The sequence below is a fragment of the Pseudoalteromonas sp. 1_2015MBL_MicDiv genome (assembly GCF_002407505.1).
Taxonomy (GTDB): domain Bacteria; phylum Pseudomonadota; class Gammaproteobacteria; order Enterobacterales; family Alteromonadaceae; genus Pseudoalteromonas; species Pseudoalteromonas fuliginea.
Window position 1 is genome coordinate 475352 of sequence record NZ_CP012738.1, and the last position, 18362, is coordinate 493713.

12 protein-coding genes and 5 pseudogenes are annotated in these 18362 nt (G+C 41.9%); 11 read left to right on the top strand and 6 right to left on the bottom strand.

From position 1 onward, the window contains the following. Nucleotides 1-1050 precede the first annotated feature (1050 nt). The 3 genes and pseudogenes from ltrA to AOR04_RS22050 form a co-directional block, all read left to right on the top strand. Nucleotides 1051-2022 (top strand): group II intron reverse transcriptase/maturase, encoded by a 972-nt coding sequence (gene ltrA, locus AOR04_RS19635; RefSeq protein ID WP_232525541.1) that lies wholly within the window; start codon nt 1051-1053, stop codon nt 2020-2022. 48 nt (nt 2023-2070) lie between these two features. Further along, a complete protein-coding gene (locus AOR04_RS21955; protein ID WP_257790464.1) occupies nt 2071-2340 on the top strand; it encodes a group II intron maturase-specific domain-containing protein in 270 nt (89 codons plus the stop codon). Between the two features lie 229 nt (nt 2341-2569). Next, a pseudogene (locus tag AOR04_RS22050) lies at nt 2570-3103 on the top strand (transposase); the annotation flags it as partial. On the opposite strand, the gene AOR04_RS19645 reads toward AOR04_RS22050, so the two are convergent. Genes AOR04_RS19645 through AOR04_RS19660 form a run of 4 tightly spaced genes read right to left on the bottom strand, consistent with a single transcriptional unit; the run spans nt 3093 to nt 8434 of the window. Beyond that, the gene (locus tag AOR04_RS19645) at nt 3093-3815 is read right to left on the bottom strand and encodes a TolC family protein (RefSeq protein WP_096794414.1); all 723 of its coding nucleotides are present in this window, start codon (nt 3813-3815) and stop codon (nt 3093-3095) included. The pseudogene AOR04_RS22050 and the gene AOR04_RS19645 overlap by 11 nt on opposite strands. Next, nucleotides 3812-6916: an efflux RND transporter permease subunit gene (locus AOR04_RS19650; protein WP_096794415.1), complete on the bottom strand. Its 3105-nt coding sequence runs from the start codon at nt 6914-6916 to the stop codon at nt 3812-3814. The genes AOR04_RS19645 and AOR04_RS19650 overlap by 4 nt, the downstream gene beginning before the upstream one ends. A gap of 16 nt (nt 6917-6932) precedes the next feature. Beyond that, nucleotides 6933-8027 (bottom strand): efflux RND transporter periplasmic adaptor subunit, encoded by a 1095-nt coding sequence (locus AOR04_RS19655; protein ID WP_096794416.1) that lies wholly within the window; start codon nt 8025-8027, stop codon nt 6933-6935. Next, entirely contained in the window at nt 8024-8434 is a 411-nt protein-coding gene (locus tag AOR04_RS19660) for a DoxX family protein (protein ID WP_096794417.1), read from the bottom strand. The genes AOR04_RS19655 and AOR04_RS19660 overlap by 4 nt, the downstream gene beginning before the upstream one ends. A gap of 471 nt (nt 8435-8905) precedes the next feature. Here AOR04_RS19660 and AOR04_RS19665 point away from each other — a divergent pair, with 471 nt between their 5' ends. The 4 genes and pseudogenes from AOR04_RS19665 to AOR04_RS19680 all read left to right on the top strand — a co-directional run bounded on the left by AOR04_RS19665 (nt 8906) and on the right by AOR04_RS19680 (nt 11906). Then, nucleotides 8906-9805: a LysR family transcriptional regulator gene (locus AOR04_RS19665; protein WP_096794418.1), complete on the top strand. Its 900-nt coding sequence runs from the start codon at nt 8906-8908 to the stop codon at nt 9803-9805. A gap of 256 nt (nt 9806-10061) precedes the next feature. Next, on the top strand, nt 10062-11027 hold the full coding sequence (locus AOR04_RS19670) for an IS30 family transposase (protein ID WP_096794419.1): 966 nt from the start codon (nt 10062-10064) through the stop codon (nt 11025-11027). A 37-nt stretch (nt 11028-11064) separates the two neighbouring features. Continuing rightward, nucleotides 11065-11262: pseudogene (locus AOR04_RS19675) on the top strand (transposase); the annotation flags it as partial. A gap of 227 nt (nt 11263-11489) precedes the next feature. Next, the gene (locus tag AOR04_RS19680) at nt 11490-11906 is read left to right on the top strand and encodes a GFA family protein (protein ID WP_096794420.1); all 417 of its coding nucleotides are present in this window, start codon (nt 11490-11492) and stop codon (nt 11904-11906) included. A 1037-nt stretch (nt 11907-12943) separates the two neighbouring features. On the opposite strand, the gene AOR04_RS19690 is transcribed toward AOR04_RS19680, so the two are convergent. Then, a complete protein-coding gene (locus tag AOR04_RS19690) occupies nt 12944-13978 on the bottom strand; it encodes an IS110 family transposase (RefSeq protein ID WP_096794422.1) in 1035 nt (344 codons plus the stop codon). Nucleotides 13979-14134: 156 nt separating this feature from the next. On the opposite strand from AOR04_RS19690, the pseudogene AOR04_RS19695 reads away from it, so the two are divergent. Continuing rightward, nucleotides 14135-15110, top strand: a pseudogene (locus tag AOR04_RS19695) (transposase). A 354-nt stretch (nt 15111-15464) separates the two neighbouring features. Then, nucleotides 15465-15827: pseudogene (locus AOR04_RS19700) on the top strand (transposase); the annotation flags it as partial. Nucleotides 15828-15853: 26 nt separating this feature from the next. Here AOR04_RS19700 and AOR04_RS19705 read toward each other — a convergent pair. After that, a complete protein-coding gene (locus tag AOR04_RS19705) occupies nt 15854-16957 on the bottom strand; it encodes an ISAs1 family transposase (protein ID WP_096793603.1) in 1104 nt (367 codons plus the stop codon). A gap of 78 nt (nt 16958-17035) precedes the next feature. On the opposite strand from AOR04_RS19705, the pseudogene AOR04_RS19710 reads away from it, so the two are divergent. Continuing rightward, nucleotides 17036-17647: pseudogene (locus AOR04_RS19710) on the top strand (IS30 family transposase); the annotation flags it as partial. A gap of 219 nt (nt 17648-17866) precedes the next feature. Next, nucleotides 17867-18355 carry a GNAT family N-acetyltransferase gene (locus tag AOR04_RS19715; RefSeq protein WP_096794423.1) on the top strand — a complete coding sequence of 163 codons (489 nt, stop codon included), beginning with the start codon at nt 17867-17869 and terminating at the stop codon, nt 18353-18355. Nucleotides 18356-18362: the final 7 nt, after the last annotated feature.

Consider the following 18362-nt stretch of genomic DNA (forward strand, 5'->3'; position numbering starts at 1 on the left):
GCTTGTTTACTGCTATTTCGCTCGCTGTAGGTCGCAGCAACCAAAGCGCCAAGGGTTGAAAAACCAGTCCCTAACTGGTAATGTCCAAGCGTTAGCGCGGATGCGTGTTTATCAGATCTCCCCGAATAAGGTGCATCGACTTTCTCTGCACAACTGCATCATTTACGGTGGCCGTTAGATCACATGACTTCGCTATCTTGTGCTAGCTCGTCTCCAGCCTACGCCTCATATGATGTTTTTGTTCATCAGCTCGCAGATTTGCTAGCGGCTTCCTCTAGACTATCTCTCACGATTTAGCCCTTGCCATTTGCGAGTGTCTATCGTTTAATAACAGTATGTTATTTAAACGGTGATCTTCCTACAGAGGACTTTCACCTCATAAGTCAATGCCCATGTCGGGCGTACACAAGTTGCTTAAACGGACAAAAAACAGTTGGCTTTTGCTCGTTCCTCGCTGATTTTAGCCAACTATTTTATTGCCGCTTAGCAAAGCGTTGGTGCGTCAAGCTAAGCTTGATCCATCTTGCAGGGTGCAAGTCCCTGTCGGGCAAGGTCTAACTAACCTCCTGTATCGAGTGTTGCGCCTTTGGCGGAGTGTGGGATTAGCAATTGCTTTTCAGTTATGAGGATAGCATCACACGAACAAGATTGGCGAAGCGTACACAGAGAATTATGTAGGCCATAGGGGTTATCGTGATCCTGAAGTGCTGATATCGCTCCGATAAATATTAGATCTGACTGACGAGGTTTGCAACGCCACCGAAGTCCATGCAAAACAGCCGTGTTAGTAAGGTTGTGGCGAGTCAGCGGAGTTTCAAAGCCGTGGCATGTATAAAGAGATGGTTTGAGAACTTGAGAGATCCAAAGGTGTTCCACAAGGATGGTGGTAGGAAAGCTTAACGAAAAGCAAAGCTAACGATGACCTTTTGGAAGTCAGATCAGCCCATAGTAGTCTGGGCAGGGGAAAGCCCTGTACATGGCGAAGGAGCTGACAGTTATATCGGGTACTAAGTCGACACATAGACCGGACAAAGTAGGGCTGGAAATATTATGACAACAACACTTAATACCCTTGCATTTAAAGCACATACTCACCCTAAGCACAGGTTTCAGAATCTATATGGATTGCTAGATGCCGCAAGCCTGTATGAAAGCTGGGGTCAACTCAATAAATTAGCCAGTCCGGGTATTGATGGCATTACGATGCCAAAATACAAGTCGACGTTAATTGAAAATATCGAACGTTTAAGTCAGCAACTCAAACAGAAAAGTTATCGAGTTAATGATATTAAACGCATCTACATCCCAAAACCCAATGGTAAAGAACGACCGCTAGGGCTTCCAACAGTTGATGACAAACTTGTGCAACAAAGTGTTAGTCAGATCCTGCAAAGTATCTGGGAGAAAGACTTTATGCGCAATAGCTATGGGTATAGGCCGAATAAAAGTGCACATCAAGCAGTACATAGCCTAACAATGAATCTTCAATTTAAAGGATATGGTTATATCGTTGAAGCTGACATTAAAGGCTTCTTCGACAACCTTGAGCATGAATGGCTGATGAAAATGTTAGCGTTACGCATTGATGATAAGGCAATGCTTAATTTAATCAACCAGTGGTTAAAAGCGCGGATAAAATCACCCGATGGCGTATTCACTAAACCATCAAGTGGAAGCCCTCAAGGTGGAATTATCAGCCCAGTGTTGGCTAATATATATCTGCATTATGCTTTAGATCTCTGGTTTGAAAAGAAAGTAAAGCCGAGGATGCGTGGAAGTGCAATGATGATCCGCTATGCAGACGATTTTGTTTGCGCATTTCAATTTGCAAATGACGCAGAGCGCTTTTATAAAGTGTTACCCAAGCGATTAAAGAAATTTAATTTAGACGTTGCGCAAGACAAAACCTCGCTAATGCGATTTAGTAGATTTCATGTTGGTCGAAAACGTCACTTTGTATTTCTAGGGTTTGAGTTCTATTGGGGCACAGATTCAAATGGTAAGCCACGACTTAGGCGATGAACGGCTGCGAAGAAGCAAAAGGCGACGCTGAGTGAATATTATCGATGGATCAAAGCAAGGTATTCATTAAAATTGAAAAGCTGGCTACCTCAATTGAGACGAAAACTGATAGGATTTAGAAATTACTTTGGTTTACCAGACAACAGCCGAAGCTTATCCACAATATATGACTATGTGCTACATAGTTTATATAAATGGTTGAACAGACGCAGTGGTCGACGAAGTTATAACTGGAGTAATTTCAAGAAGATGATAGGGTATTTTAACATTGAGAGTATCAAAGTCAGCAAGCGAAATATCTTTGTTGATTGGTACTAGGGTAGTGTGTTTTACACGAGTGAATATATAACTGAAGAGCCGGATGCGGTAGTTCCGCACGTCCGGATCTGTGTGGGGTCGGCCTAGCAATAGGTCGCTCTACCACGATAGGTTGTAGAATTACTCTTTTTAGGAACGTATCCAACTATTCTTAGTTGGTTGCTTTTTAACCTTGAATCCATCTGTTCGCTGTGATCTAATAGATATTATTCACCCACGGTAAACTGTTATGGCTAACTACAAGCCTGACTTATCCTGTCAAAATAAATTCATTCCTATCAATTTCGCTGAGCAAATTCTGCCTGGCACTTTTGAGTATGCCCTTTGTTATATTGTCGAAAATAAACTCGATTTATCGGGATTTGACGCGTGGTACAACAATGACAAAACGGGCGCGGCGGCGTATCCACCTTCGGTAATGCTAAAGATTATTTTACTGGGCTATGCACATGGTTTAATTAGTAGCCGCCGAATTGCTAAAGCGTGTGAGACGAACATTTTATTTATGAGTGTGTCGGGTGATATCCAGCCGCATTACACCTCTATAGCGGGTTTTGTGGCTAAAATGCATGAACAGATTGAACCGCTTTTTACGCAAGTGCTGATGATATGTGATGAAGAGGGCTTGATAGGTCGTAACATGTTTGCCATTGATGGGTGTAAATTAAAGTCCAATGCGAGTAAGGAGTGGAGCGGCACATTCGATGAGCTAGGGCGTAAAAAAGCAAAACTAGAACGCGCAAGCAAACGTATTATTGAACGCCTGACTTCAGTTCTTCAAAAGCTGAACGTTCTAGGGCGACTTGAAAGAACGATTCGGCTCCTGCTAATGCCCGTTTTGCTGTCATCTGTAATGATTTCTGCCGCAATTCGATGCGTTGTTGCAGATACTCAACTTGTAAATTTTGCTGCTGTATCTCAAAATAAGTGCTGGCGATGTCTGCTTGAATGGTTAACAACAATCCTTCGTAGCTACTTTGGGCAATTTCTACTTTTGCATCAGCAGCTTCAATCGCGCGTTTGACACGTCCAAACACATCTAATTCCCACGTAGCTGCCATGCCCATGTTGAAAAAATAACCCTCAGTTTGCGCACCCGGAATTTGCCCAAGTGGTATTTGTCCGTTCTCGCTTGTTAGGGAGCGATTACCAAGCGCATCAAGTGAGAATTCTGCTTGGCCTCGCGACTCCTCAACTCGGTACAAGGCTTTGGCCTCTTGAGTACGCAGGAATGCCTCGCGCACATCAAGATTTCCAGTGCTTCCTTTTATGAGGAGTTCACTTAACTGCTCATCTTCAAAACTTTGCCACCATTGCAAACTTTGCATATTATTTGCTATCGCATATTTTTGCGTTGCCTCAGTCCACTGCATTTGAGTTTGTAATAGTTCTGGTGCTTGATAGTCGGGGCCTAAAGTTGTGCACCCTGCTATCAACATTGAACCCATAACTATAACGAGACTATTTACTTTCATGCGCGTAGCTCCTCAATTGATGGAGAATTGTCGTCGGCATGTGGCTTGATGCCAAACATCAAACTATATAGGACTGGTACAACACCCAAGGTTAAAATCGTGCCGACAGCCAAGCCAAAGGCGACTACCACGGCTAAACCGTAAAACAGCGGGTCAACGGCTAAAATAAGCGGCATAAGGCCTAAAATAGTGGTGATTGTGGTCATCAAAATCGGTCGTAAACGCATCACTGATGCGCGTATTATCGCATCAACAGAATCATCCTCCTTTCGTTCTAAATCTATTCTGTCAACCAACACAATTGCATTATTAATAATGATACCCAACAAGGCATACAAACCTAATATCACCATAAAACCAAAGTCTACGCGCATGACAAAAAGTCCAATGACTGCGCCGATGAGCAGTAGCGGTAGAGTCATAAAAATCAGTGCTGGGCGTTTAAAGCCATTAAATTGCAGCACCAATAAAATCAGCACTAAAGCCAAACAAAGCGGCATATTTGCAGCTAGTGCGGCGCGACCTTGTTGGGACGTTACTACAATGCCTGCTAAGTCAATACTATGACCAGGTGGCAAGGCTGCTCGAATCACATTAAACTTTTCATCTAAAATGGGAGCCCAGTCTTGTGCAGTAATAAAGTCGTTTCGGGCAGAGACAGTAGCCGTTCTGCTTAAATCCTCGCGCCCTACACGGGCAAATTCATTTTCAGGCTGGATTTGCGCAACTTGTGTTAAACCTACACTCTGGCCCGTCATGCTAGAGTAAACTTGAATGTTTTGTAGGCTATCGAGGTTTCTTCGCTCAGCATTCGGCGCTCGCAACACGATGGGATAAATTTCATCGCCGTCGTAGAAGTCACTCATGCGCTCACCGTTGTAATATCGATTTAATGAACGATTAATATCAGCGCTAGTAACGTCTGCAAGCCTCGCCTTGGCTTGGTTGACTTTCACCACTAATTTAATGGTGCGATTCTCCCAATCGTTACGAATATCGACCGCTCCGTCTTGTTCAGCTATGAGTGTTTGTAGGGCATTACTGGTGTCATACACCGTCCATGCGTCAGGGCCTGACACTTCTACTTCAAAAATGGTGGGGTCAGAGGGGCCCAGAAACATATTTGTTACTTGCGCTTTTACTTGCGGAAATTGAGTGGTAAGAGCATCTCTTAATCGAAATTTAACCTTTTTCACGTTATCAAACTCGTCTATGTTCAAGACCGCAAAGCCGCGGTTAGGGGCAGGGTCAATCGGTGCAAGAGACAGCACAAATCGGGGTCCACCAAAGCCTGTGTACCCAGCGGTGCTTAATATTTCGGGCCATTTATCTTCGTCGTCTAGAAAAGCAAATATTTGTTGAAGTTCTTGGTCGGTTTGACGCTCAGTTACCCCGGCGGGCAAATCAAAATAAATAAGCAACTGCGAACGGTCAGAGCTTGGGAAAAAGTTTTGAGGTACCTGACGGATCCCAGCTACTGCAGCAACAAAAAGTATCACCATGGTGATTAAAAATAATGCTCTCATTTTGAGTATTCGATAGAGTGCACGTGAATAAAGAGAATTTAGCTTATCAAATGCTTTTGTGCCTATTTCCCGTATGCCCGACGGGCCCGAGTTTTTGTTAGGCGTTTTAATAAACAGCGTGCATAAAATGGGCGTAAGTGTCATGGCTAAAATCCAAGACGTGGTTAGAGAAATCATGACCACTTGTGAAATGGTTCGCGTATATTCCCCAGACTCATGCTCAGCAAGCATTAGCGGTAAAAAAACTAAAATGGTAGTTAAGGTTGATGACAATAAGGGAAAGGCGAGCTCTTTCACGGTTAAGCCAAGCGCGTCGGTTCTGTCCTCGCCATTGTCTAAGCGGCGCTTAAAATCTTCTGCAATTACGATACCGTTGTCTACTAAGAGACCTAGAGAGATAACCAAGGTCGCTAAGCTCATTCGCTGCAGGTTAATTTCATAAAAACCCATGATGGCAATAGTGATAAGCATCACGCTAGGCACAATTGCGCCTACAATTAAGCCAGTGCGCATGCCTAAAAAGAAAATAACAACGGCTAATACGATAAACAATGTTTGAATGACATTACTCGTCACGCCAAACACCGCATCTGCCACTTGGTCGGCCTGAAATGTCGCTATGCTTAGCGTATATCCAGCCGGCAGCGTCGTTTTTAAATAATCAATTTTTGCGCGCGCCGCCTCGCCATAGTCAAGCACACTGTTGCCTTCGACCATGGTGAGCGTGAGCATTATCGCGGGGGCCCCATTAAAATAGGTTTTGCGACTTGGCGGGTCGATGTAGGCTTTGCGAATATTGGCAATATCTTTGAGTGCTAAAATAGTTGTCGTATTGGGTAGGCGAATGAGCGTGTTTTCGATATCTTCAAGGGTATTGAAGGTGCCAGTGGGCTCTACAATATAGTTGCTTACCCCTGTATCAATTCCCCCTGCCGCTTGAATGATATTTTGCTGTGCTAAGGTCGCGATTATTTCATCGGGCAGGATACCTAGTTCCGCCAATTTCGTGTTCGAAATTTCAACGTATACTCGCTCAGCTTGCGCGCCTAAAATGTCGATGCGTTTGGTATTGGGAATGCCGAACAACTGGTCGCGAAGATACTGTGCCATATCAAATTGCTCAGCCATGTTGTAGTCTGTTGACTGTAGCGCAATGGTTGCGGCGGCAACATTGCCAAAATCATCATTTAATAATGGTGGTAATGTGCCCGCAGGTAAATCGCTTTGCACTGCGGCGAGTCGGTCTCGAATATCATCCCAGATTTGCTCAAGCTCAAAATATTTCGATTTTATCTCTACTTTAATTATTGAGCGGCCTGGCTGTGTAATAGATGAGATTTTTTCCACTTCTCCTTGCTGGCGAATCGCTTCTTCTAGTGTTTTTGTAACTAAAAGCTCCATGTGCTCAGCCGACATGCTGGGATTAAGTGCAGTTACATTAGCCACTCTGATTGTGATGGCCGGGTCCTCTCTAGCTGGCAAATTAAAATAGCTATAAAGACCAAATGCCATTAATAAGACGACGCTTAAAAAGACGACAGAACGGTTTTCAAATACACGCTGACCAAAACTCATTTATTGACTACTCCAGCTATTCAGGAAAATTACGAATGTCTTGACTCAACAGTGATATCGATTGGCCTTCGGATAAAAATATGGCGCCTTTTGCAATAATTATCTCCCCCGCGCTTACGCCACTATTTACAAGAGCGAATTCATTACTCAACTTTTCTAGGTTAACGCTTCGTTTACGGACGTGATTTGCCTCCTCATCAACCACAAACACATAATATTCATTGTTGTTGTCAGGTACTAAGGATGAGCGCGGGATAGTAAGTGTTAGCGCGTTATTGGTTATTCTAAAATCAATTGAAACTGATGCCGTCATGCCATTTACAAGTGCTTCGGGCACGTCTGACAATAAAATAGTGACTGGAAAGGCAGCCATGCCCAATGCTTGTTTACCAATGCGAACAACCTTGCCTGACACTGCTGTTGAAGATAACGCACTGAACTCAATTTGTGCGCTCATGCCTTGGCTAAACAAGTTAATTAAGCTCTCAGGTACAGAAATGGTCACTTCTCGTAATTCGCTATCGGTTTGAATTTCCAAGATTTCTTGATTTGCATTAACCGTTTGCGCCAAATTTGCAGTTTTATTAATTACTTGCCCGTTATAGGGGGCAAAAATATGGGTGTCTTTTAACGTTTTTTCTGCACTTTTTTTCTGGGCGTCAAGGCGTTTGATATCGGCACCCGAGCTTACTTGCGCTCTCACCGCAGCGTCATACTCCGCTTGGGAAATAGCCTGTTGCTCTGCCAAGCTAGTAGCTCTTATTAGTTTGGCGTTGGCTTCTTTAAACGCGGCTTTGGCACTCATAATATTGGCGTCTAGCTCATCAATTAAGAGGCGCTGACTTTCGTCATCTAACTTTGCTAATACGTCTCCTTTACTAAAGCGGTCGCCGGTATCAACGTTGATTTCGACAATTCGCCCGCCAATATCAAAGCCAACAGTAACGCGTTCAATCGACTCGACGACTCCCGGGAATACGCGAACATAGTTTTGCTGCGACTTGCCAACTTTTATCCAATCCACAGGTTTTGCTTTGTTTTGCGGAATTTCTTGGCTACATGCACTTATCATCAGTAATCCACAAAGCGATATTAGGACTTTTGATTTCATTGTTTACTCCACCATAAGACAAAAATGGCTAACAGACATAAGATGAACTCTGGCAGAGTGCTTCCGCCAACAAGAAAAACATGCGTGAATATCGCGCCAATCACGGTGCAGGTATGTAAGGATGCCGCTAGCTTTCGTGTGACGGCAAAGAGCAATATTAGTGCTGAAATGATTTCAACAAAACCGGTGAAATACCAAAACCATTCGCCATAGCCGATTTGCTGAAATAAAGTGATTATGCTCTCACTTCCAACCAGCTTTGCGCCCCTAGCGCCTTCAAATATGAGCGCTAAGGCACAGCATATGAACAAACCGACCCAGTCCATTGGACTTTTTGTGTCGTCTCTTCTAGGGTTTTTAGTCTGTGGTTCATTGTGTTGATGAGCGTTGACGCTTTGAATGTTCACAACTTTTCTCCACTTTTATAAATGTTGTTTTACTGATGAGTATGGAATTAACAAGCACAGTGTAATTGAAGTGCTCGTTTTAAAGAATGTGCATGAAAGGAACGCTGAGTTCTGAAAATGAAACGCACGAATACATTCCGAAATTAAAGCTTCTTTTTCAAAAATGAATAGTGTCCTTATTTTAAGCGCGAATTACGTTATCAAGGGCTTAGGTTCGCTGCATGGTATTCAGTTGAAGCATTCATTATAGAGCTGTTAAACAAATAAATATTTCGACTTCTCACACAAAATTGCGCTTGCTCCATCTGCCGCAAGTTGCTTAAATTTGACACCAGCGAGCATTGAGTAAATTTTTTACATTCGTCCCGATATTTATTAAATTATGTAACATTACGATTCAAATATGAAACGACTATTTGTGCTACTATTTTATATATCAGCTACAGTTAAACAGACAAACAGGACATAACGATGAGCAGCTCACACTTAGACGACCTATGTACTTTTTCACTACTTGCTCAACATGCCAGCTTAAGTGCAACCGAGCGCGAAACCGGCATTCCAAAATCAAACCTTTCCCGTGCGCTTGAACGTTTAGAAAACAAAGCAGGCGTGCCTTTATTCGATAGGCTACCAAGAGGGATCCGTCTTACCATTGCTGGAGACCAACTTCTTGCCATTGCACAAATGGCCGAGCGCGTTAAACGCGATGCTGAACAGACACTCAGGCAAGCTGCTGAATATCCGGCAGGCCCCCTGCGTATTGCCGCTTCTACATTAACTACACGTAACATTGTCGCGCCTGCAATGTCCGAGTTTTTAAAGCATTGGCCAGAAGTTAAGCCTACATTAAAGATTAATCATGCTGAAATTGACCCTATCGTAGAGGATTGTGATATTTTTATCAGAATAGGCAGACCTTCGCAGCCCTATTTAGTTGCTCGAAAATTATTTGATTATCAAATGGAGCTTTGGAGCAGTGCGCCTGCTATGTCGGGCCTTGATATTAATGATCCAGAAGCGATTAGAGCAGTCCCAAGAGTAGTGACCGATAGCGTAATGATACCAGCAGATTGGCGGCTTTTTCACAACAGCTCCGGTGAGCAAATTTCCTTAGACGAGCCAGCAGCGGCACTTGTTGGAGAGCCCGGCACAGCATATGAAATGGTAAAGGCTGGCTTTGGCATAACTTTTCTGCCTAAGCCTATTGCCTGTCCAAGAAACGGCGATGAAAAACTACTAAGAATATTGCCACAGTGGAAAGGAAAAAAGGTCGAATTCTTCGCTGTGCTTCCGCCTCACCGAACTTCAGTGCCAGCGGTTAGGCACTTTCTCGACTTGTTAATTTTACGATTAGGTAAAATGAGTTAGTTGCGTTAGCAAAAAAGAAAAAGCATGCCGGAGACTATAATTTCTTAATTTATTGCTAAGGCTGCAGAAACTGAATCATAACCAAAGTTCTGATCTTTTAAACTGTCCGTTACCAGACAAGTTCTGGTACAGAAATAAACTACCCGAATTCATTATGCAAGTGCACCACTGACCATAACCCACCAAAAAATATGACATTCTGAAGTATTTGCTAATGTAGTAAGTGCGACCAAACTCATTATCGAGGGAATTCAGAATGTCTTATGAACATCTTAACAGTTTCGAACGAAAAGCTATCTACTATCGATTCAACAGTGGCGAAAGCTGCCGATCCATTGGTAAACTATTAAATCGACACCATACAACTATCATGCGTGAAGTTAAGCGAAATAAGCCACCCTACTATGATTATTTCGATGAGGCAGCGCACGAAAAAGCGATGGAAAGAAGGAAGGTCTCCAGGCATGCAAGAAAAAGAAACAATAAGGCACTGTACGAGCTTGTGTTGAGTAAGATAGCAATGGGATGGTCTCCAGATGCTATAGCAGGTCGGTTTAAGAAGGATAACCCGTCAGATGAATTAATGCATGTCAGCCATGAAACAATCTATCAATGGGTGATTAAGGATTTTAAAGCAGGTGGAGAGCTATACAAAGACTTAGCTAAGAGGCATAAAAAAAGACGTAAACAACGTAAATATGGCGATTTACGTGGGCAAATTAAGAATAGAGTAAGTATTAGCGAACGACCAAAAATAGTCGAAGACAGAAGCCGAATAGGTGACTGGGAAGGTGATTTAATTGAAGGCAAAAAGGGCTCTGGTTTTTTTGTAACCCATGTTGACCGTAGCTCTCGATATTTAATCGCGCAAAAAATAGAGACTAAGCAAGCTGAGTCATTCAATACGGCTACAGTAGAGATGTTTAAAGAGATTCCAGAGCATAAACAGTTAACTCTGACCTTGGATAATGGAAAAGAATTTTCGAAATTTAAAGCTTTGGAAGAAGAACTAGATTTTATTATTTACTTTGCTGATCCTTATTGTTCGTGGCAACGAGGAACAAATGAACATACAAACGGTCTGATCAGGCGTTATTTCCCAAAGAAAACTGATTTTTCAACTATAACTAATGAACAACTCCAAGAGGTTGTAATGAAAATTAATACTCGCCCAAGGAAAATACTAAATTATCAGACAGCTGAAGAAGTCTTTATTAATTAGTGATTTAAGGTTTGGTGCACTTGCATAATGAATTCGGGAAGTAAAAATAGACAGCCCCATAGGTCGACGACAATATAGCAAACGACTCGGGTGTATTGAGCCAGTGTTCGGGAACATTACAGTGAATAAAGGCATGAATAAATTGACCTTACGGGGTCAAACGAAAGTGAATGCGCAATGGCAACTGTATTGTCTTGTTCATAATATAGAAAAGCTGCAAAACACGATGCATTAAGAAGGGTAAGCGCTTTTACCCTAAATAAAAGCCACTCAAGTACCCGTAATCCCGTCCAAAACGCCAATTAAAACAACACCAAACTCCCACTTTATATTCTGCATAAAATACAGTAATCGATTGAACCAAAATAGGAACTCAGCTATGATTTGTTTATCAATAAAAATAAATAAAAAACGAGTTAATCTACAGGCTCGTTAGCTGCCCGCCATAGTAAGGAGAAAAATTTGAGTAATACAGGATATTCAATTAAAGGTTCATGCCAATGTGGCGGAGTTCAGTATGAGTTATTGGAGCCGCCTTTGTTCGTTGCTGCATGTCACTGTAAAGAGTGTCAAAAATTATCCACTAGTGCTTTTAGTATAACTGCTATGATTAATGCGGATAGCGTCAAGTTTCAAGGCGAAATGAAGAGTTGGAGTCGGGTTGCGGATAGTGGTAATACCAGTGGTGCGATGTTTTGCCCTACATGTGGGAATAGAATCTACCACTTTGATCCCAATGAGCCTGGTAAGCTAAAACTTAAGCCTAGTAATTTATCAGACACCAGTATTATTAACCCTACTATTCATGTTTGGGTAAGCGAGAAACAAGATTGGTATCAGATTCCTGATGGAGTCAAAGTTTTTGATAGACAGCCATAAAGCAGCAGTGGACAAACATTAGCTCAAAAGAGACATGATACAAATGCCATCACTAGTACCTGCGCCCAATACCTCATTGCTTAGTGCTTACAATAAGCGGGCGTTCACTGATTGCTATTGTACTTCGATCTCTAAATCGGTGACGTTGTCTCAGTTCATTGAGGCCTTCTACACAACACGTCTATTTAAATTTGAGCGTTGGTTGCTCGCTAAGGCGCTTTGTATTCCATCTTCGGACGAAGAGGTGTCGCTACTTGCGCAGTCAAATTCAACCGAGCTCTCAGCATGGCAGGTCGAGAGCCGATCAAGTAACGAAATTCTACTTGCTGCATGGCAAACGAGGTCCTGGCTTTGCGTAAAGCCGCAAGATGGCACAACACCGTCTACTACACTGTATTTTGGTTCTGCAGTAATTTCGACGAGAGCAGATGGCAAGTTCGGTATAGTGTTTCACATGTTTGGCGGTTTTCATCGGCTGTATTCTAAGCTTCTGCTTTCCACTGCAGCAAAAAAGGTCATTGCTAACTTGAGCCAAAATGACCGCTAACAAGGCAAATCAGTCTGACGGCTTTTTCGTTACTTGTCTTGCGGTTTACGCCAAGGAAACAAACTAGACATATATGGACGCTCCCTTGAAGTCAAGACGAGCTAATGTATAAACATCAAAATTGATGCCTTTATTTTATTATCATGTATCCCATTTCACAGTCATGATGCGTCACAAGCTTGCTGAAAAGCAAAGGTACTGACATATATTCGAGCTATGGTGTCATGATTATCATGCGCCATGCTCCTAATGAGCTTCGTACCAAGGGACCTAAAAAATATTCACCCAAACGAGATTTAATCTCGTGTCTTTATCTGGTTAACCTTGGTTAGCGTGCGCTTTTTGTTTCATTATAAGTGAAGTACATACAGGATAAGCGTATGTTACGACTTAAGTGCCCAAACACCCACTCAGGTTTTAAAACCTATGTCATAACCAGGCTGTCTTAAGTCGTAAACTCGGGTGTGATTGGCGTGTAAAATACGCATAATTAAGCATCCTTGCGTGTATTTTGCACATACTGAGGTGAATAGAGGGCTTGCTTGGTCAGCAATACCCACATCAGCCGCGCCAATCTGTGTGCGGTGGCGACCACCAAACAATTAAAGTGTTTTTTCTCGCGCAACTGGTTTATCCACTGGCTTAGCGCATCTGTTTTATGGTGGCTTCTGGCGATAAGGGCGCGAGCACCGTGAATAAGTTGTTTTCGTAGGTAACTGTTGCCGCGTTTAGTAATACCAGACATTTTACTTTTATCGCCTGATGCGTATTGTTTAGGTGTTAATCCTAGCCACACACCGAGTTCTTTTGCGCTCTTAAATGCCTGACCGTTCCCGATTGATGCTGCATAGGCTGAGGCATTGAGTACACCCACGCCAGGGATAGAGTGAAGTATTTTAGCGTTTGTATCCCGTTCAACGTGTGCAGTAAGCATCGCTTCAATAGCTTTAATGCGTTTAACAAGGGTTTTGTATTCGGTGTAAATATCACTCACCATTATGCGCAGCTGAGGGCGAAGCTCAGAATCACTTTCTAAGGCAATTATCCCTTGCTCAAACGCCTTAATACCGACAGGAAATACATACCCAAAATCGACCAATAAACCGCGTAACTGGTTGGTTGCAGCAATCCTGTTTTGCAGAAGTCGCTCACGTATCTTATGGAACATGAGTATTTCTTGCTGAGCTTCGGTTTTAATAGGAACGAATTTAATATGAGGGCGTAAGCTTGCTTCATAGATAGCAAGTGCATCGTTACTGTCGTTTTTATTACCGCGAACAAAGGGGGTAACGTGTTGTGCAGGAATAAGGTCAACGGTATGACCGTAAGACGAAAATACTCTTCCCCAGTAGTGGGAAGAATAACAGGCTTCCATAACGACGCGGCACGGTGGGGTATTTGCCAAGAATGCGTTGAGTTTAGCTCTGTTTAAGCGTTTATTGCATTCTCTTTTATGGTTGGAATTAAAGCCAGCGACTTGGAATACATTTTTTGCCAAATCAATTGATAATGTGCTAATTTTCATGACGGACGTTCCCTTTTAACTGAGTGAGTTCAATTACCAGTTTGGCGCATTGACGCCGTTTTGGGGAGCGTCCATCTCATCACCCATCCTAAATTTTGCACTTTTCAAAATTAAAGGCTAGCCTTTAATTAGTACAAAAAACAAGCTGGGTGTCTTATGGCAATTGCAAGAAAACGACAAATAAGTTTGGTTGATACAAAATACTACCATTGTATTTCACGCTGTGTTCGTCGTGCATTTTTATGTGGCGAAGACTGTTTTACAGGCAAATCTTACGAGCACCGCAGAGGGTGGGTTGAAGATAAGCTGCTTGAATTAGCGAAGGTATTTTGTATTGATGTATGTGCTTACGCTGTTATGAGTAATCACACCCACTTAGTACTGTATGTTGATGATAAAAAAGCGAATCGATTAAACGATAAAGCGATTATCATTCGCTGGCATAAGCTCTGTAAAGGCACTGTACTTACGCAAAAAATATGTACAAGGTGAAAAGCTAAGTAAAGCCGAACTTATCTTTTTCAATCAAACAGTAAACGACTACCGCGAGCGCCTATCCAGTATTAGCTGGTTTATGCGATTACTAAATGAAGATATTGCCCGCAGAGCGAACAAAGAAGATAACTGCACAGGTAGGTTTTGGGAGGGACGTTTTACGTCCCAAGCACTTCTGGATGAAGCGGCACTTGCTGCTTGTATGGCGTATGTCGATTTAAACCCTATTAGAGCGAAAATGGCTAACACCCCAGAGGAGTCATACCATACCAGCATCAAACAGCGTTTAACGTATGCAAAGGATGGCAAGCAACCAAAACAACTACTGCGCTTTGCAGGCATGTCACGTCAGGTTATGGCAAAAGGGCTGCCGTTTGAGCTTAAATTGTACCTTGAACTTGTTGAGTTAACTGGACGTTGTATACGAGAAGACAAACGAGGTTATATTGAAAGTTCGCACCTACCCTTACTCGAAAGAGTGAATATATCCCCCGAAAACTGGTTAAAACTCACCACACAATTTACGCGTGTATTTCATGGTGCAGTAGGCAGGCCAAGTTCACAAGCAAGTTACTGTGAAAATTTAAATAGAAAGCGACGGGCGAATATCAGTAACTGCGAAAAGCTACTTGCATAAAGCTTAAGCTACTCAGTAAAACTATTCAGTAATAAATCACAACTGCACCATGCAGCCATTTTTATGCGTGTGATTTAGGTTTAATAGAGTTAATGACTTATTTAATAGGTGAAATGAAAGTAATCCAGTAGGAAAGGTAAATTTTTAACCTAAAAGATAAATTTTATGACACAGTTTGGCTTGTATAATTAAAGTGGCTGTCTAGTTTCGCCGTTTCGTCTAGTTTCGCCGTTTCTCAAACCCGAATTCATTATGCAAGTGCACCACTGACCATAACCCACCAAAAAATATGACATTCTGAAGTATTTGCTAATGTAGTAAGTGCGACCAAACTCATTATCGAGGGAATTCAGAATGTCTTATGAACATCTTAACAGTTTCGAACGAAAAGCTATCTACTATCGATTCAACAGTGGCGAAAGCTGCCGATCCATTGGTAAACTATTAAATCGACACCATACAACTATCATGCGTGAAGTTAAGCGAAATAAGCCACCCTACTATGATTATTTCGATGAGGCAGCGCACGAAAAAGCGATGGCAAGAAGGAAGGTCTCTAGGCATGCAAGAAAAAGAAACAATAAGGCACTGTACGAGCTTGTGTTGAGTAAGATAGCAATGGGATGGTCTCCAGATGCTATAGCAGGTCGGCTTAAGAAGGATAACCCGTCAGATGAATTAATGCATGTCAGCCATGAAACAATCTATCAATGGGTCAGGGCAAAATCATACTTGAGCGTTATTTATCCTAAAATAAGCTGCTCTCTTACCTCATCTGACCAAGCAGCCTGTTTCAACTTACCTTTCATACTGTCTTTTATCGCGCTTAATTTCGCTAAGTTCATCGCAAATCGTCTGAAGGTCGCCATATTCTCGGGGGCATCACCTCGACGAATACGTGAATCGTCTTCTTTAAATGTCATATCTAATACCCAGTGTGCTGAGTTTTCTATTCCCCAATGCTGGCGAATAGACTTGGCTACTTGCTCTGGGTTTATCCCTAGCGAGCTGATGTAATAACTCGTTTCCATTGTATGACTATCGCCAACATAACGCTGTCGTACTACCTCGACTATGGAGTTGAAATTGACCCAACCGTGGCGCTGCTCAAGCCAATCTGTCACCAACAGTTGAGTGTACGTGCGCTGCTCTATTCGACCATGCCCATCATTTACTGTTTCATGGCTATTTTGCTGGATGAGTGATGGCTGCTCTCGTCTGACTTTGTGATAGTAGGCTTGAATTTCTTTGTTCAATTTTCCTTGGTTATTCTTCACTTGCAGCAAATAGTCTCCGTCTTTCTTGCTGACGGCTTTCGTCACTTTCTTTAAACAATGCATCGCGTCTGCTGTGATGATATTGCCTTTAAGCTCAAGTAATTCAATAAGTGCCATCACTGTTGATACTTCATTCTTCTTACTTTTTGATTTGCATTGTGCTAGTACTAGGCCCTGTTCAACTGCATAAGCTGAAACACTGTGAATAGCTGTTTTTTTATCACCATCATAAGAATGGCGAAGTGTTTTACCGTCAAAGGCAATGACGCTTTGATTATTCGCATCTCTAAGCTCATTAACCCAAGAAACAAAACAAGCTAATAAAGCTTCAGGGGCCAGTGAGCTAATGATACGAGCAATCGTATCATCGACAGGAATACCATTTTCAAATGAACGAAACTTACGTAACCAAGTCAGTTTACTGTCACCGAATTGCTTAATATCCTTCCACCCTTCAGCACCTGAAATAATCGCAGTGACTGTAAGGAATATAACATCCAGCAATTCATGTTTTTTGTTGATGTGTGAACGAGTATCTTGAATGTCGTTGAAATGGTTGATGAATGACATGTTAATCGCCTTTGAGAAAAAGGCGATTTGATCACAGATTCGAAGTAATAATCAAGTTAAGTATGATCTTGCCCTGATCAATGGGTGATTAAGGATTTTAAAGCAGGTGGAGAGCTATACAAAGACTTAGCTAAGAGGCATAAAAAAAGACGTAAACAACGTAAATATGGCGATTTACGTGGGCAAATTAAGAATAGAGTAAGTATTAGCGAACGACCAAAAATAGTCGAAGACAGAAGCCGAATAGGTGACTGGGAAGGTGATTTAATTGAAGGCAAAAAGGGCTCTGGTTTTTTTGTAACCCATGTTGACCGTAGCTCTCGATATTTAATCGCGCAAAAAATAGAGACTAAGCAAGCTGAGTCATTCAATACGGCTACAGTAGAGATGTTTAAAGAGATTCCAGAGCATAAACAGTTAACTCTGACCTTGGATAATGGAAAAGAATTTTCGAAATTTAAAGCTTTGGAAGAAGAACTAGATTTTATTATTTACTTTGCTGATCCTTATTGTTCGTGGCAACGAGGAACAAATGAACATACAAACGGTCTGATCAGGCGTTATTTCCCAAAGAAAACTGATTTTTCAACTATAACTAATGAACAACTCCAAGAGGTTGTAATGAAAATTAATACTCGCCCAAGGAAAATACTAAATTATCAGACAGCTGAAGAAGTCTTTATTAATTAGTGATTTAAGGTTTGGTGCACTTGGAACCTGAATTCGGGAAATATCGGTAACCCCTTTCAAAACACTAATTAAAACAACACCAAACGCCCACTTTATATTCTGCATAAAACACTGTAATCGATTGAACCAAAATAGGAACTCAGCTATGGTTAAACCATCAATAAAAATAAATTAAAAACGAGTTAATCTAAAGGCTCGTTAGTTGCCTCGGAGGGATTTGTGATTATTCGTGCGTTTGATAAGGCTGATTATCCTTCAGTGCAAAGTATATATAAGCAAGGTATTGATACCGGAAACGCCACCTTCCAGCAGGTAACTAAAAGTTGGGATGAGTGGAATAATTCAATGCTTAGTCACTCTCGGATTGTGGCAGTGGACAATAATAATATTCTAGGCTGGGCTGCACTTTCAGCCATATCAACTCGAGAAGTATATTCTGGCGTAGCAGAAGTTAGTGTGTATGTTGCACTGGATGCTCAAGGAAAAGGAATTGGGCAAAAATTACTTTCAAATCTAATTTCAGATTCTGAGAGAAATAACATATGGATGCTTCAAGCTGCTATTTTTCCTGAAAATAAAGGTAGCCTCAAACTTCATAAAAATAATAACTTCCGCCAACTAGGTATTCGTGAAAAACTTGGTCAAATGAATAATGTTTGGCGTGACGTTGTACTAATTGAAAGGCGAAGTAAAGTTGTAGGTGTGTAACTTCGCA

Coding starts and splice junctions, on each gene's coding strand:
- ltrA (WP_232525541.1), top strand. CDS start 1,051: ATGACAACAACACTTAATACCCTTGCATTTAAAGCACATACTCACCCT.
- AOR04_RS19645 (WP_096794414.1), bottom strand. CDS start 3,815: ATGAAAGTAAATAGTCTCGTTATAGTTATGGGTTCAATGTTGATAGCA.
- AOR04_RS19650 (WP_096794415.1), bottom strand. CDS start 6,916: ATGAGTTTTGGTCAGCGTGTATTTGAAAACCGTTCTGTCGTCTTTTTA.
- AOR04_RS19655 (WP_096794416.1), bottom strand. CDS start 8,027: ATGAAATCAAAAGTCCTAATATCGCTTTGTGGATTACTGATGATAAGT.
- AOR04_RS19665 (WP_096794418.1), top strand. CDS start 8,906: ATGAGCAGCTCACACTTAGACGACCTATGTACTTTTTCACTACTTGCT.
- AOR04_RS19670 (WP_096794419.1), top strand. CDS start 10,062: ATGTCTTATGAACATCTTAACAGTTTCGAACGAAAAGCTATCTACTAT.
- AOR04_RS19690 (WP_096794422.1), bottom strand. CDS start 13,978: ATGAAAATTAGCACATTATCAATTGATTTGGCAAAAAATGTATTCCAA.
- AOR04_RS19705 (WP_096793603.1), bottom strand. CDS start 16,957: ATGTCATTCATCAACCATTTCAACGACATTCAAGATACTCGTTCACAC.